This is a genomic window from Leuconostoc garlicum (genome assembly GCF_001998805.1).
Lineage (GTDB): Bacteria > Bacillota > Bacilli > Lactobacillales > Lactobacillaceae > Leuconostoc > Leuconostoc lactis.
In genome coordinates, this window is the sequence record NZ_CP016329.1 from 417,844 (window position 1) to 433,020 (window position 15,177).

The window sequence follows — 15,177 nt, forward strand, 5'->3', positions numbered from 1 at the left end:
CCTCCTCAGTTAAACTGAGGAGGATTTTTTGCTGTGTGACTTACAGCATCATGTCTTGATTGGCGAAATGATAGCCTTGTTGATACTTAATGCCTAAGTCAAATAACCGAACTACCTGCGCTTCTTCGGCGACGCCTTCCATAATCACATCGACATGAATCGCTGCCATTTTGGCATTAAATCGGGTGATTCGTCGCCGAAATGACGGCATGGGCAACTTATGAATGACTTCATGTGAAATCTTAACACCAATAATTCCTAGCGCATCTACTTCGGCAGCTTCAAGGTGTGAATGGACATCAATGTCGTCCAAAACAATCCGATACCCCTGACTTTTGGCAAACAAAATAAAATCAGTAATGGTGGTCGTTTTGGCACTATACTCCCGTTCGGTAATTTCTAAAATAATTGCCGCTGATAAGTCGCTTAGCTTCTCTAAAAAAATATAAGTTGCCGCGTAATCAAGTTGCACAGTATCTAAATTAATCGACACGGTGTTAATTTTTTTAGATTGCAGTATTAAGCGAATTTGTTGTTCAAAGAACAACATAAACCGCGCATTACCAGTCTCATTCGCAATCAAATCAAAAAATTTTTGTCCGGGAAAACAATTTGTTGTCACTTCTCGTAACAATAATTCGTAGAACTGCACATCATATTCACGATAATTATTCAGGGCTACAATGGGCTGCGCGTTAAAGTAAAATTGTTTTTCCATACAACAAGTCGCCTTTCATTTTGGCAGTGATGACTGCGGCTAATTTTTTGTGTGACGCTTGTCCAATATTTTATAAAAATCATAATATCACAACCTGATAATATTAAGTCATCTTGCGGCATTTAGCAAGCCTGACTATTTCATGACAGATACGTCCTTATCGTGCACTGGCAGGCAAGGCCTCAATCGTCGTTTGACCGCGACCAGCATGTTTGGCTTGATATAACAACTGATCAGCCGCTTCCAACGTTTTCACCGGACCATCGGTATGGTTTGCCAGATAGGCAACGCCGGCAGAAAAACTGAGGTTATTTGGCACTTGGTCAACTTTGACACAAGCCATCGCCGCTTGCAAATCATCAAAAACGTGCGCCATCGTTTTGTCAGGCAAAGTTTTAATGGCTACGACAAATTCTTCGCCACCATAGCGATATAGCTCAAAATTTTTCACGCCCAACTGGGCGATGAGATTTTGATGGATTTGTTTGGAAAACATAATTAACGCATCATTGCCCACACTGTGGCCATATTGATCATTAATACGCTTAAAGTAATCTAAATCTAGGATAGCGATCGCTAGGGTTTCCTGGTTAAACTGTTGGGCACCAAAATCTTGATATAAATAATAAAGATTATAAAACTGCGTGAGCTCATCTTTATTGGCCCGTAGTGTGATCGCATCCATTTCAGCAACCCGCTGGGTCACATAACGGCTAAAACCATGCATGACCGTTGCCGCAATCAATAATGCTGTCACACTAATGATACTCCCACGTAGCGTATGCACGCCGTATGCGGGGACAAAAGTCCCAAAAAGCCGTTCGGAACACAGCACCACAAAAAAAGCTCCCGCCAATTGTATCAAAAATGGCAATTTCAGCCGTGACATCAAGGCTGTTCCGAGATACGTGAGCAAACCACATCCAATCAAAATGAACATCTGACTCAGCGTCAACGATGTCTTAAGCATTCTCAAGTAGAGAATAATGACGACAATGGTCAACACAAAATAACTGCCCCCGACATACCGACTAACATAAAAGTAAGCCCATATTGCTAACAAAAGGTATAAATAAATATTGCCAATGACCAACATTGACAACGATAATAGGCTATAAATTAACGGTAAAAAAACAATCGTTGTTTCAATATACCCGCTAAAGAGTTGCCGTTTTTCATAAAAAGTTAAAGTCGTTAAAATTGCAATGCCTAACCCAATCAGCACGGTTGCCAATACCGAAATGTCAACAACTAAGCCTGCCATAGATACCCCCAAAAACACCCCTTTTGTAACAGACTCACTAACTTACACATTCTAACACATCTTTTATAAATCACACAGATAATTAACATGGATTAATCCTAAATAAAAACAACATTACAACGTGTAATGTTGTTTTTAACACTTATTTTAACAACAACGCCAACAAAGCAATCGCTGCTGGCAAACCTTGTACCAAAATAATCTTGCGGGCAGCCGTCAAGCTACCATAAATAGCCGCAATTAGAATAAAGCCCATTTCAAGCGACAACATCAAGACTTGTTGTTGCCCTGACAATAAAAACATCGTGGCAAAGATTAACACACCAAGCAAACCATTATACACCCCTTGGTTACCAAGTAACGTTTTCACTTCGGGGATATCCACAATTTCCGGTTTCAGTTCAAATGCCTTCGCTTGTTGTGGTGTTGACCCAAAAACTTCAACAACCATAATGCCAATTGCTTCAATGGCGACTAGCGCCGTGATGACCAATGCTATCATTTATTCTCCCCCATTTTCCTCTGGTTTAATTTGTACCACAATTTTACCACGCGCGTGGTGCGTTTCACTACGTTCATGCGCTGATCGAATGCCTACCGTCGTCAATGGATAAACAGAATCCACGACAATTTTTAAGTCACCTGCAGCGATATCGGCAGCTAATACAGCCAAATCTTTCCCGTTTGGTTGCAACCAACCTTCACGCACCGTCTTATCTGCTGTGGCCTTTTGCGCATCAGTTAATGCTGCAGAAATTGTCACAAAGTGACCCCCAGGCTTCAAAATCGCAAGCCCATTATCGACATCCCCCACCATATCAAAGACTGCATCATAATCTGATAGCACATCTTGAATGTTAGTGGTGTGATAGTCAATCACTTCATCGGCACCTAGACCGACCACAAAATCATGATTGGCTTGACTAGCCGTTGTGGCAACATAGGCCCCCATCTTTTTAGCCAGTTGAATAGCATAAATGCCCACACCACCGGCACCGGCTTGAATAAGCACCTTTTTACCCGCACTCACTTGCAGTTGTTGCAACATTTGTAACGCCGTTAAGCCAGCCAAAGGCACCGCGGCTGCTTCAGCAAAACTCACGTTAACTGGCTTCAATGCCAATTTATCTGCTTTTACTGCCGTGTATTCAGCGTATGACCCATTACGTCCAATCGGGTCAATGTCTGGCCGGGCAAAAACGGCGTCCCCAACTTTAAAGCCGGTCACATTATCGCCAACGGCAACAATTTTCCCAGCGACATCCCAACCAAGCACCACGGGAAACTGCCATTGGAACATGCGTTGCAATAACCCTTCACGGGCTTTATAGTCAATCGGATTAATGCTAGTTGCAATGTTTTCGACCAACACTTCATCCGCTTGAATGGCTGGCACAGTTGTGTCAACCACTGTTAATTCATTTCGATCACCGTATTGGTTAATCACTGCTGCTTTCATATCATTATCTCCTATTAAGCTAAATAGTTCGCAATCATCGGCAAAACAATCCCCGTGTGGGTTGGAAAGGCAAAAATTTGACCTTTAAGATCGTCACTCGTATAGCGTTTGTTAATCACTGGCACCAAAGCGTTCACCACTTCAGGGGCAAAGTCACCAATTAAGGCCGCCCCGACCAATTGCTTTTCTTGGTTCAGCACAATTTTAATGGCAGCGTGGGTATCATTTAACGTTTGAAAACGCATCACTTGCCCATAAGGTATCTCAATAACCTGCAAGTCATCACGTTGGGCTGCTTCATCAGGCGTCACACCGACTTGGGCCACACGTGGCAACGTAAAGGCCACCGTGGGCACAACCGGATACGTGATTGGTGCAGGATCGCCCAAGAGTACGCGGACAATATAGTGTGATTCAAAGGTTGCCGTTGGCGTCAACCGCGCAATTGGCTTTGAAATGACATCACCACTGGCGTAAATATTAGGGACATTCGTTTGCAAATGATCATTCACCAAGACTCCTTGGCGGTCATAGGCCACCCCAATAGTATCTAAGCCGAGGCCATCAATATTGGCCACGCGCCCTGTGGTATCCATGACATATTCAGCTTCAAAGTGTTGCCCTTGTGCTGTTTCAACGGCGTATTGTCCGTTGTCTAATGTCGTCACGCTGGCGACAGCTTGACCAAAATTAAACTGAATACCTTTAGCCGACATATCAGTCACAACCTGTTGGGCATAGTCCACGTCAAAGCCATTCAACGCGCGGTCACCATATTCAATCAGAGTCACTTGGCTACCTGCTGCATGGGCGATTGACGCAAATTCCATCGCAATGTACCCCGCCCCAATAAAAATCATTGACTTTGGCATTTCTGGCAAATCCAAGAAATCGGTACTGTCATGCGTGAGTTTAGCACCCGTAATTGGTAGCTTTGCTGGGCGCTGACCAGTCGCAATTACAAATTGATCAGCCTGATATTGGACATCACCCACCGTAATCGTTTGTGGGTCGATAAATTGCGCATGACCAGCAATAATATCAATGCCGTCAACAGATAGCATTTTTGCCAAACCATCAGACAACGGATCAATCACTTGGTGCTTGTAAGCCATCAATTCTGGCCAAATAATATCAGGCGTGTCGTTAATGCCAATACCGTGATAGTGGTGCAAATGATGCATCATTTCTGCAGGGCCATCTAACAAAATTTTGGCATTGCAGCCAAAGTTCGTGCAAGTGCCTGCGACTTTATTAGCTTCAACTAAGGCAACCTTCTTGCCAGCACGCGCGAGTGTTTGCGCGCCGTGCCATGCTGCATGGCCACTACCAATAAAAATAATATCGTACATGATTATCCTTCTTCCTTTTCGGTTAGCATCGTTTGTAAAATGTGATTTAACGCTTGGTTTTCACGCAAAACTTCTTCAAGCGGTCGGCCACTGCGCGCCAGTAACTGATCGCGAATGGCATCGACCTCGGCCAAAATTTGTGTAAATAAAGGTTGTTTGTCAGCTGGCATCGCCAAGACTTTGGCCCGCTTATCAGTTGGACTGGTTGCCTTGTGCAACCATGACTTTTTGACAAGCTTATCAATGACTGGGGTGAGCGTGTTACTCGACAAATCCAGTGCCGCACCAATATCCATTAACTTCAAAGGGCCTTGTTGATGAATAATTAAAAGACTCATGTATTGTAAGTATGACAAATCATAAGGTTCTAATACGCGACTGTAAAGCCGATGAAAATAACGATTCGTGTTATAAACGGATAAACAAAGTTCATCATAAAGATAATCATCTGGTGTCATATCTGTTAACGCCCCTTTCTGTCATGTAATTATATCGCATACGATATAAATTGCAAGTAAAACAAAAAAAGGTTTGTCCTATTTATTAGGAAAACCCTTGTGTGCTTGACTTATAAATTTTCACCGCGACTAGCAATCACTTGTTGATACCAGTGAAAACTATCCTTCTTATAGCGCTTGGCACTGCCTTCGCCAAAATCATCTAAATCAACATAAATATAACCATAACGCTTCTTCATTTCGCCTGTACCGGCCGACACAATATCAATCGGTCCCCAAGACAAGTAACCGATAACGGGAATCCCATCATTAACCACTGCTTTTTCAACTTCAGCAATGTGCGCCCCTAAATAAGCTATTCGGTAATCATCATGCACAGTCGGCTCATCAGTAGTCGTGTCAAGTTGGTCATACGCCCCAAACCCATTTTCAACAATCATAATTGGCAACCCTGGATAAAGGTCGTTAATTTCATTCAACGCATAGCGTAAGCCTTGTGGATCAATTGCCCAGCCCCAATCACTGGCTTTGATTTCAGTGTTGGGGACCGTTTCCCATTGCGTGGCCGCGTCTAATTCCGCATCCGTATCCGACTTTGCCCGAATGACCGATGACGCATAGTAAGAAATGCTCAAATAATCCACCGTACCAGCAGCTAAATCTTCAAAATCTTGCGCAGTCACATCAGCACGCCAGCCTGTACGGGCAAATAATTGTTCCAATTCATGTGGGTAAGCGCCACGAATATGCACATCGCTAAACCAGTCACGTTGCTGTCTGGCTTTTTGCACTGCCAATTGATCAGCTGGTTTTGTCGATGCAGAATAAAGCGTCCCAACATTTAACATTGCACCAATTTTAAAGTTTGGATTGATGTCATGCCCAATGCGCACAGCACGAGCACTTGCAACCAATTCGTTATGGGCCGCTTGATACATCGCGGCTTGCCGTTCGTCAACCGTCATCTCTGGCGTGAATTTCAAACCAGAATTCGTCCACACGAGAAATTCTGACAGACTACTCTTTTCCGCTTGATTGGCCTGATTGGAAATTTCGTTATGCGTAATCCAATAAGTCACCTTGTCTTTGTAACGCTCAAACACGACCCGCACATATTTTTCAAAGTAATCAATCACTTGCCGATTTTCCCAACCACCATAGGCCGTCACCAGATGATAAGGCATCTCAAAGTGTTGTAACGTAATAACTGGCTCAATACCAAGTGCATGCATTGTGTCAAACAAGTCATCATAAAAGGCTAACCCTGCTTCATTTGGTTCAGCATCGTCGCCATTTGGAAAAATGCGTGTCCAGGCAATCGATGTTCGAAAGGCTTTAAAGCCCATTTCGGCCATCAAAGCTAAGTCTTCCTTATACGTTTTATAGAAATAAATCCCGTGATGGTTGGGATAGTTCTTCCCTGGTATGACACCGTCGGTGATTCCACGGGGTTGTTCATGCGACCCAGCTGTTAAAACATCGGCAATCGAAACACCTTTACCATCTGCGTCCCAGTATCCTTCGGCTTGATGCGCAGCAATCGCGCCGCCCCATAGAAAATCTTCTGGTAATTGTAATCCTTTTTTTGGCATGTCATTGGCTCCTTCTATCCTGATACTTTAATTGTAACCGCTTTCTTTTTCAAGAAATCCGCTTTTTGGTCGCGATATTGGACATTTTGTGAACCTAAACCTCTTGATTAATCGTCATCAAAAGATGATAAATGGCGCCATATAGATTGGCATCATTGCCAAAACGACTGGTCAGAATCGGAATTGGTGTCAACACATTGGCAATCACGTCATTTTGTGCCATTAGCGCCTGATAATCGGCTTGAATCGTGGCTGCAACAATTTTTTGTGCACTGATGCCGCCACCAATCACTACCCGATCTACATCAATCACCGTTTGCAAATTATAAATCATATGCGCAATTGTCTGCGTATAAGCCGAAAATATCGGCAACGCCCGACGATCCCCTTGATTAATCGCTTCAAAAACCGCTTTCCCATCGTGTTTATCTGGTAGTCCAAGAACTGTAGCAATTCGTTCAATCATCCGAACCGCACTACCCTGACTCCCCAACCAATGTTCCGGATTGGAAAGGTCGGTATCTAGTACCATAAAGCTCAATTCACCTGCTTGGAAATGGCTCCCAGCATATAATTGGCCATTTAAAATTAACCCACCACCGACACCGGTGCCTAATACCACGGCGGCACCATTTTGAACATTTTTAAGATTTCCCAGCCATAATTCTGCCAATGCTGCCGCTTTCCCATCGTTTTCAACACTAACTGGCACGGCTAACTGTAAGGCTGCCGGTAAATTCACTTGGTCTAAAAACTGTAAAGCCCCACCACCATAAATCGTTTCATCATGATGATCAACCTTGCCTGGTACCGCAATGCCAACGCCTTTAATTTGGTCTTGATACGACGCTACAATAGCCGTCAATTGCGCCATAAATGCCGGTAAATCCGTCGTGACGGTCGGCGTGCTATGTTTTTCAATTAATTCACCCGCACGATTAACGATGCCATACTTTAAATTCGTCCCACCAATGTCAATGGCCAAATAATTACGATCCATTTTATCACTCCTTTTTAACAGCAAACGCGACTGCTTCACGCAATGCATCCTCGGCTTGTGCGAAATCACCAACTTTATCCATAAACGCATGCGTCATGCCGTTGTAGCGTAGATATGTTGCTTGCCCACCACTTGCTCGCACTTTTTGGATAAACGCCTCACCTTGAAAACGTAATGGATCATACTCCCCAATCACAGTCAGCGACGACGGTAATTGCGCTAGCGCCACGGTATCCGCTAACAAAGGTGATAGATAAACGCTCGTGGCATCACTTTCCCGAATATAAATTTTGTCAATTAAACCCTCGCCAGCAAAAAAGCCTTGTAAGTAGGGCAATAACAATGCCTCATCAGCCACAGCAATGGGATAGCGCCGCACATCACTCAGCCACGCAGCCAACCGTGGATCGTGTGCTTGATAGGTCACTGGATAAAAAGCAATCATCTTGGTAATCGCGTTAACACCTAATGCACGATCTAACAAACCTAAGCTATAAACAAAACCGCCACCAGCAGAGTCCCCTAATACGGATACCCTTGTGGTATCAATCGGCCAACCACTCTGATTGAGTGTCCAAGCAATTGTTTGATAGGCTTCCAAAAAACCTTCTGGGTAAGGATGCTCCGGTGCTAGGGCCCAATCCACTGAAACCACCCGTATATCACCCAAATCAGCTAAGGCCCGTGCTGGCTTATCGACATTATCCAAAGATCCGCCAAAGAAGCCACCACCATGATAGAAGAAAATAACAGGTAATGTTTGGTCGACCAAACCTGTCTTAACATACGTTCGCAATGGTACACCATAGGCCGTAGTCGTATCCACGACGGTTAACTCATGCGTGGCAATATCTTGGGGTGTCATGTCTTGCTGATCGACAGTTTGCGTTTGGGCCGCCACTAATTCAGCCCGTGCCTTGGGATCTAAGACCCCACCTGTTTGCGTATCTGGCACTAATTTAATGACGACGCCATTCGTCTGATCGATTTGTGTGTTAAATTGTGTCAAAGTCCCATCCTCCTATGATGCCTTATGGTTGGCCGCTTGTAGATTACCAACGCTAACTGAATCGCAGCCAATAAGAACATCATCAACGTGGCCACTAACAGTGTTGCTTTATTTGTTGTCTGGCCCGTTAATGGTGTGACCAAAGCTAAAATCTGTGGTGACAAGAAAACAGCCACATTAATGCCGACCAACATCAGCGCCGACGATAAATTTGAAGTTCCCACGGGCTGTACTTCTGCTACCCGTCCAAAGACGGCCGGCATGAAAATAGGTAATCCCAAACCCACAAGACTCACACCGATCCAGACCATCACCACTGTATTGGCTGAGACAATCGCCCATAGCCCCAGACCAGCAAAGATTAAACCAGTCGGAATCGTGAGCCGCCGTAAATGCTTATAGATTTTCCCATACAAGAGACTGGGCACCAAACCAAGCAAAGACATCACACTAAGTTGGGCAGCCGCTGTAGCAGCAGTTCCTAGTCCCTGTTCAACCAAGAAACCAGCTAGTTTGAGCATTAAGCCAAAGTAAAAGGCGAAAAAAGTTGCAATTAGGACAACATAGCCAAGAACCGCAACATTCGTTGTTGCTTTCTTTTTGACGGATGCTTGTGTGTTATCAGCCACTACCGCAACCTTAGTCAGTTGATCAATTTTCCCAGCAAATAAACCAAACAAGATTAGCGGTACAACAAACAGCCAGTTGACATTAAAGGCCATTTGCCAGCCACTCGTGACTAACAAACCAACAACAAATGCCGCTGCGGCATTACCGACTGTACCGACAGCGGATTGAAAACCTAGCATCGTCTGCCGTTCTTCCCCGTCATAAACAGCCATGATTAAACTATAGGCCAAATTATTAAACAGCCCTACGCCAACGCCCAGCAAGAGACGAGAGATAAAAATCACCGGATATTGTGTCACAAAGACTGGTACCAAGCCCGCCAGCAGTGCTAATACTAAACCAATCAAGGTTGCGTGACGCGCACCAATGTGTTTGACAATCCATGAACTGGCCAACACGGTAATAAGTAGTGAAATGGTTGGTAACGTTGTGAGCATCTCCACTTGTGTCGGTGGATATTGTTTAAACGCCGTAATCATTGCCGGCAAGGCAGTTGAGACAGCAGTCGTCACCGTTAACACTAATGAAATTGAGAGAATCGCCAGTTTGAATAACCTAGCGTTTTGAACCGATGAATCCATATCCGATAACCTCATTTCTATCATTTAAAAAGCGCTTCAATATCTTATATTGTAAGCGCTTTCTTTCTAGAAACGACGCAATTATCGTCTTTTTTTAAGTCAGTTTGTGAACTGTTGCCGATATTTTTTGGGTGACATACCATACGTGTTTTTAAATAATCGTTCAAAGGATTTGACGTCACCAAAACCTGTCATGTCGGAAATCCAGCTAATTGATTTATTGGTATTCATGAGGTATTGATAGGCTTTATGCAACCGAATCGTCTGTAAATACTCAAGTGGTGTCATCTGTAACTTCATTTTAAAATATCGGGACAAATAACTTGTGGAGACACCAAAATGCGCCGCTAGCGCTGAAACCGTCAGACCGTTTTGGACATTTGCTTTGATATACCACAAAATTTGATATAATTTGTCGTCCTTCGCCTGAATCAAATGCGGATTCACACCAAAATCATGGTTGGAAAAATGTAGCACTAATTTATCTAAAATGTCATAAGCTAAACGCGTAATCCGTAGGTAGTTTGTTGGATCATTTTTCACCGTATGGTGCATCGCATAAAAATAGTCAACCAATCCCGTACTCGTCACACGATCAATTCCATTAGGATGGGTAACAAAAACAAGTTCAGAAATGTTGGGTAAGGCCGTCCGCAAAAAGTCATTATTAAAAAATAAGGTCATCGCTTCACTACCAACTTTTTGCAACGGAATCGTATGGATACTGCCTGAATTAATCACTAACACATCTCCGGTCTGCGTATCAAAAGTCTGACCATCAATCGCAAATTGGTCAATATGCCCGCTCACCGTTAAATTCAATTCTAATTCTTCATGCCAATGCCGTGGTACTGCATGTTGCTGTTCTTTCGCATTATGAATAATCCAATACACTGGCAAGTTCAGCGCTACCGGTTTGACAATTTCATGTGTAAACGGTTCGCCCATGTCACGATTAGCTTGCGACCTCATTTGCTGTCCTCTTTCGCACAATTTTATCTATCATATCACAATTTGAAAACGGTTACATAAAAACCGAGGCATCACCCTCGGTTCACTTCTTAATCAAATGCGGCCGCACCACGCGTCGCAATCACGTGTTGATACCAATAAAAACTGTCTTTGCGTCGCCGGTCAAATGTCCCCTGACCTTGGTCATCCATGTCAACATAAACAAAACCATAGCGTTTAGAAAACTCCGATGTCCCTGCTGACACCAAATCAGTAATCCCCCAAGTCGTGTAACCCAAAAGTTCAACGCCATCTTGAATGGCTTCATACATTTGTTGAATATGTTGCTTCACATAATCAATGCGATACTCATCATGAATCTGACCATCAGCTGTCACCGTATCAAGCGCTCCTAAACCATTTTCGACAACAAACAGCGGTACTTGATAACGATCATACAAATAATTTAACGTGATGCGCAAGCCAACCGAATCAATCTGCCAGCCCCAATCTGAACTCTCTAAATACGGATTGGCCTCACCGTTAACAAAATTACCCGATGTTTTTTCAATATTTGCGCCTGGCTCAGGACGCGCCACCGTGCTCATATAGTATGAAAATGACATAAAGTCAACTGGATTAGCCGCCAATATTGCCTCATCTGAAGGTGCCATCTGCAAATTGATGCCATTTTCAGCAAAGAAACGCTTAGCATAGGCAGGATACTTACCACGTACCTGAACATCTGAATAAAATAGATTTTCGTGATCCAACTTTAAGGCTTGCAAGACATCTAGTGGATTAGGTGTTGCCGGATAAGCTTGCATTCGCGCCAGCATCATCCCAATTTTCAAATCAGGGTTCAGCTCATGCGCAAATTGTGTCACTAAACTAGAAGCGACAAACTGATGGTGCGCTGCTTGGAACCGATCTTGTAGGGTATACGCGTCATCATCTGACAGTAAAGCACCGCCCACGTAACCAGACACCCCGATAACATTGATTTCATTAAAAGTTAACCAGTACTTCACTTTGTCTTGATAGCGCGTGATTACCGTTTTGGCATACTTGACAAATAAATCAATTACCGCGCGATTCTGCCAACCACCATAATTTAACGCAATCCCAATCGGCGTTTCATAGTGCGATAGCGTGACCAACGGTTCAATATTATATTTGCGTAATTCATCAAACACTGCATCATAGAATTGTAAGCCAGCTTCATTGGGTGCCGCATCATCCCCATTAGGAAAGATACGTGACCAAGCAATCGACAGTCGAAACGTCTTGAGTCCCATTTCTGCATATAACGCAATATCTTCTTTGTAGCGATGATAGAAGTCTGAACCCCAACGCTTGGGATAGCGTCCCTCTGCATCATTTAAAGCTGCCAAGACCTTTTCTTTGCTCATTGGTGCTGTAAAATCGAGTGCGGTCTTACGATCCTTGGGATCAATGGCTACCGCCGTATCCGACGTGGCCGGCCCACGCCCACCATCTTGCCAGCCGCCTTCAAATTGATTGGCCGCGGTGGCGCCACCCCAGAGAAAGTCTGTCGGAAATTGTTTCGCTTGCATATTAACGCCTCCTTATTTTTTCAGGAAAATTAAGTCACTTGCTGTCGTGACAGTCGGTTCATTGGTCGTTTCAATTGCGACATATTGTGGCGAATTTGTCACAATAACTGGGGTTACCACCGGATAGCCCGCAGCTTGAATGGCCGCAACGTCAAATGATACTAGCTTTTGACCTGCTTTCACGTGATCGCCTTGAGCAACGTGTGCGGTGAAATGTTGGCCATTTAATTCCACGGTATTCATGCCAATATGGATTAACAATTCAGCACCATTTTCTGTGACAAAGCCAATCGCATGCTTGGTCGGGAACAAAATCTTTACTTCACCTGCTGTTGGTGCCACAATTTCTCCTTGGCTCGGATCAATAGCAATCCCTTGTCCCATTGCTCCCGAAGCAAAGACTTCATCGGCTACGTCTGCCAAAGCAACTGTCTTACCAGCCAACGGACTCTTGATTGTTTCACTCTGTAGTTCGACCTGAGCTGATGTCCCTTGAGTACTTGACGTCGTACCGGCAGTGGCTGGGACTGACTTATCGTAAAGCTTTGGCACTTTGACAAACATCATCCCCACAAAGCTGAGGACAATCGCCAAAATGGTGCCAATAATCATGTGCATCACACCCGTCAAACTACCATTTTGTCCAATATAAGATGGATACATGAAGATACCCAGGCCACCGTTGATGTAAGTCAAGACCTTAAAGTAACCAAGATAGGCCCCGACAATACCTGAAGAAATAATAGAAACAATAAATGGCGTTTTCATAGGTAATGAATAACCGTAAATCGCCGGTTCTGTCACCCCAAAGATGGATGAAATAATAGCTGGGATAACCCCTGTCTTCACCTTCTTTTCCTTTGTCTTAACCCAAACACCAGTTAATGCACCTGTTTGAGTGAAGTTTGGTAAAGCAGCGGCCGCCATCAATGGTGAATAACCCGTTGTTGCAATTTGCGTGATAATCAATGGGACAATACCCCAATGTAAGCCAAACATGACCAAAATCTGCCAACCCGCACCCATGGCAAAACCATACAGAATTGGGCTCATGTTATAAACAGTGACAAAGAAAGCGCCGACGGCGTTAGAAGCCGTATTAGCAATTGGTCCAACAACTAAGAACGTCAACCACAACGTGACAAAAATCGTCACCATTGGGACAAAGAACATCTTCACGTTATCATGGGTGTGGCGCTTCATAAAGTGTTCAATTTTTGAAGCAACATAAATTGCCAAAATAATTGGCAAAACCGTACTATAATAACCACCCGCTGGTATTTGAATCGTCAAGCCCATAAATGGTTTGGCAGCGGCTAACAACTGCGGCAACCCTGGATAAACGAGCGCCCCGGCAATAGCCAACGCCGTGTAAACACTCATTTTAAATTTATTTGCAGCCGTAACGGCTAAAAATATTGGGAGATACTGGAATAGGCCATCCCCAATCGCATTCATCACCACATAGACACTATCAGTCTTTGGCATGCCAGCAGCGGCTAAAATCGCCGTAATGCCTTTTAAAGTACCGGCAGCGGCCAACGCGCCCAAAATAGGTTGAAACAGGTTTGACACGACATCAATAAAGCGATCAAACCAATTCCCCTTTGGTCCTGCAGTGTCTTCGGTATCAGCTGCCGTGTCCCCACCAACGGGGAGATGCCCCACCTTGACGACTTCATCGTAAACATCCGGCACTTGATTCCCAATCACAACTTGATATTGACCGCCAGCTTTTACCACAGTGACAACACCGTCACGTTGTTGCAAATATTCGGTATCAGCCAGACTTTCGTCTTTGAGATTAAACCGCAAGCGCGTTACACAGTGCCGCAGACCATCCACATTTTCACTGCCGCCAACATGCGCTAAAATATCTTCAGCTAACTCTGTATATTTAGCCATCTTTCTTCCTCTATTCCTAAAGCTTTTACTACCTATAATTGTAAGCGCTTTCAATAAAGAGAAATCCAACTTTTTGCGGCTAAAATCGTCAATTTATGAACTTAATACACCCTAACACGACCAATATGCCGCATTTTTGACAAAAAAAATAACGACAAACGTCGTTATGTGAGATGAATCTGTCGCCAGTCAATTTTTTCAAAATTATCTGCGTTTACGTGACGCAATAATTTAGCAATTGTATAATTCTGTAAGCGATTTTTAAAGTCCTGTTCTGCCTCGTTAAAGACACTCAACACGTCGTCAACCGCGACATCCAGTGCTTGTTGCACTGCTACTGTCGGCTGCTCCGATGCTTGACTTAAGAAAATACGATCCGCTAGTTGTGTCGAATGAATGAAACTGCCATCACCCTCAATTGCTTCATAAACATCAAGTAACGTAATATCAGCAATCGGTCGCGCTAACTTAAAGCCACCCTCTTTACTCGCAATTGCTTCAACAATGCCTGCCACCACGAGCTTACGCATCGTCTTCTTCAAATAAGATTCTGACACTTCTAGGCGATTACTCAATAAGTAACTTTTCACTGGTAAACCGCCTTTTTGCAAAGCTAACATGACTAATACCACTAAGCTTTGCTCCACTGCATTTGACATTTTCATAATTCTCTCCATCTCC

General features: G+C 43.9%; 14 protein-coding genes. All 14 read right to left on the minus strand.

Annotation, left to right across the window (positions count from 1 at the left end; genetic code table 11):
• Positions 1-40: 40 nt before the first annotated feature.
• The gene (locus tag A9176_RS02070) at positions 41-718 is read right to left on the minus strand and encodes an EAL domain-containing protein (protein WP_029510072.1); all 678 of its coding nucleotides are present in this window, start codon (positions 716-718) and stop codon (positions 41-43) included.
• Between the two features lie 157 nt (positions 719-875).
• Positions 876-1,982 carry a GGDEF domain-containing protein gene (locus A9176_RS02075; protein ID WP_077282008.1) on the minus strand — a complete coding sequence of 369 codons (1,107 nt, stop codon included), beginning with the start codon at positions 1,980-1,982 and terminating at the stop codon, positions 876-878.
• Between the two features lie 142 nt (positions 1,983-2,124).
• The gene (locus A9176_RS02080; RefSeq protein WP_029510070.1) at positions 2,125-2,484 is read right to left on the minus strand and encodes a DUF1304 domain-containing protein; all 360 of its coding nucleotides are present in this window, start codon (positions 2,482-2,484) and stop codon (positions 2,125-2,127) included.
• On the minus strand, positions 2,485-3,441 hold the full coding sequence (locus A9176_RS02085) for an NADP-dependent oxidoreductase (protein ID WP_077282009.1): 957 nt from the start codon (positions 3,439-3,441) through the stop codon (positions 2,485-2,487). It abuts the gene before it with no gap.
• 14 nt (positions 3,442-3,455) lie between these two features.
• The gene (locus A9176_RS02090; RefSeq protein WP_077282010.1) at positions 3,456-4,796 is read right to left on the minus strand and encodes a dihydrolipoyl dehydrogenase family protein; all 1,341 of its coding nucleotides are present in this window, start codon (positions 4,794-4,796) and stop codon (positions 3,456-3,458) included.
• Entirely contained in the window at positions 4,796-5,251 is a 456-nt protein-coding gene (locus A9176_RS02095) for a MarR family winged helix-turn-helix transcriptional regulator (RefSeq protein WP_029510067.1), read from the minus strand. Before A9176_RS02095 ends, A9176_RS02090 begins: the two co-directional genes overlap by 1 nt.
• A 110-nt stretch (positions 5,252-5,361) precedes the next feature.
• Positions 5,362-6,843, minus strand: coding sequence for a 6-phospho-beta-glucosidase (locus A9176_RS02100; RefSeq protein WP_029510066.1), 1,482 nt, complete (start codon positions 6,841-6,843; stop codon positions 5,362-5,364).
• A gap of 94 nt (positions 6,844-6,937) precedes the next feature.
• A complete protein-coding gene (locus A9176_RS02105) occupies positions 6,938-7,843 on the minus strand; it encodes an ROK family protein (protein ID WP_029510065.1) in 906 nt (301 codons plus the stop codon).
• Positions 7,844-7,847: 4 nt separating this feature from the next.
• Positions 7,848-8,852: an alpha/beta hydrolase fold domain-containing protein gene (locus tag A9176_RS02110; RefSeq protein WP_077282011.1), complete on the minus strand. Its 1,005-nt coding sequence runs from the start codon at positions 8,850-8,852 to the stop codon at positions 7,848-7,850.
• Entirely contained in the window at positions 8,849-10,063 is a 1,215-nt protein-coding gene (locus tag A9176_RS02115; RefSeq protein WP_029510063.1) for an MFS transporter, read from the minus strand. Before A9176_RS02115 ends, A9176_RS02110 begins: the two co-directional genes overlap by 4 nt.
• Before the next feature lie 99 nt (positions 10,064-10,162).
• The gene (locus A9176_RS02120) at positions 10,163-11,035 is read right to left on the minus strand and encodes an AraC family transcriptional regulator (RefSeq protein ID WP_077282012.1); all 873 of its coding nucleotides are present in this window, start codon (positions 11,033-11,035) and stop codon (positions 10,163-10,165) included.
• Positions 11,036-11,124: 89 nt separating this feature from the next.
• Entirely contained in the window at positions 11,125-12,591 is a 1,467-nt protein-coding gene (locus tag A9176_RS08700; RefSeq protein WP_157093692.1) for a glycoside hydrolase family 1 protein, read from the minus strand.
• Positions 12,592-12,603: 12 nt separating this feature from the next.
• Entirely contained in the window at positions 12,604-14,496 is a 1,893-nt protein-coding gene (locus tag A9176_RS08705; RefSeq protein ID WP_157093693.1) for a beta-glucoside-specific PTS transporter subunit IIABC, read from the minus strand.
• A 164-nt stretch (positions 14,497-14,660) separates the two neighbouring features.
• On the minus strand, positions 14,661-15,161 hold the full coding sequence (locus A9176_RS02130; protein WP_029510059.1) for an RrF2 family transcriptional regulator: 501 nt from the start codon (positions 15,159-15,161) through the stop codon (positions 14,661-14,663).
• Positions 15,162-15,177: the final 16 nt, after the last annotated feature.

What these genes read in the sequence shown, in the direction of transcription:
- A9176_RS02070 (WP_029510072.1), bottom strand. Translation starts at nt 718, where the DNA reads ATGGAAAAACAATTTTACTTTAACGCGCAGCCCATTGTAGCCCTGAAT.
- A9176_RS08705 (WP_157093693.1), bottom strand. Translation starts at nt 14,496, where the DNA reads ATGGCTAAATATACAGAGTTAGCTGAAGATATTTTAGCGCATGTTGGC.
- A9176_RS02095 (WP_029510067.1), bottom strand. Translation starts at nt 5,251, where the DNA reads ATGACACCAGATGATTATCTTTATGATGAACTTTGTTTATCCGTTTAT.
- A9176_RS02085 (WP_077282009.1), bottom strand. Translation starts at nt 3,441, where the DNA reads ATGAAAGCAGCAGTGATTAACCAATACGGTGATCGAAATGAATTAACA.
- A9176_RS02100 (WP_029510066.1), bottom strand. Translation starts at nt 6,843, where the DNA reads ATGCCAAAAAAAGGATTACAATTACCAGAAGATTTTCTATGGGGCGGC.
- A9176_RS02115 (WP_029510063.1), bottom strand. Translation starts at nt 10,063, where the DNA reads ATGGATTCATCGGTTCAAAACGCTAGGTTATTCAAACTGGCGATTCTC.
- A9176_RS02130 (WP_029510059.1), bottom strand. Translation starts at nt 15,161, where the DNA reads ATGAAAATGTCAAATGCAGTGGAGCAAAGCTTAGTGGTATTAGTCATG.
- A9176_RS02075 (WP_077282008.1), bottom strand. Translation starts at nt 1,982, where the DNA reads ATGGCAGGCTTAGTTGTTGACATTTCGGTATTGGCAACCGTGCTGATT.
- A9176_RS08700 (WP_157093692.1), bottom strand. Translation starts at nt 12,591, where the DNA reads ATGCAAGCGAAACAATTTCCGACAGACTTTCTCTGGGGTGGCGCCACC.
- A9176_RS02080 (WP_029510070.1), bottom strand. Translation starts at nt 2,484, where the DNA reads ATGATAGCATTGGTCATCACGGCGCTAGTCGCCATTGAAGCAATTGGC.
- A9176_RS02105 (WP_029510065.1), bottom strand. Translation starts at nt 7,843, where the DNA reads ATGGATCGTAATTATTTGGCCATTGACATTGGTGGGACGAATTTAAAG.
- A9176_RS02120 (WP_077282012.1), bottom strand. Translation starts at nt 11,035, where the DNA reads ATGAGGTCGCAAGCTAATCGTGACATGGGCGAACCGTTTACACATGAA.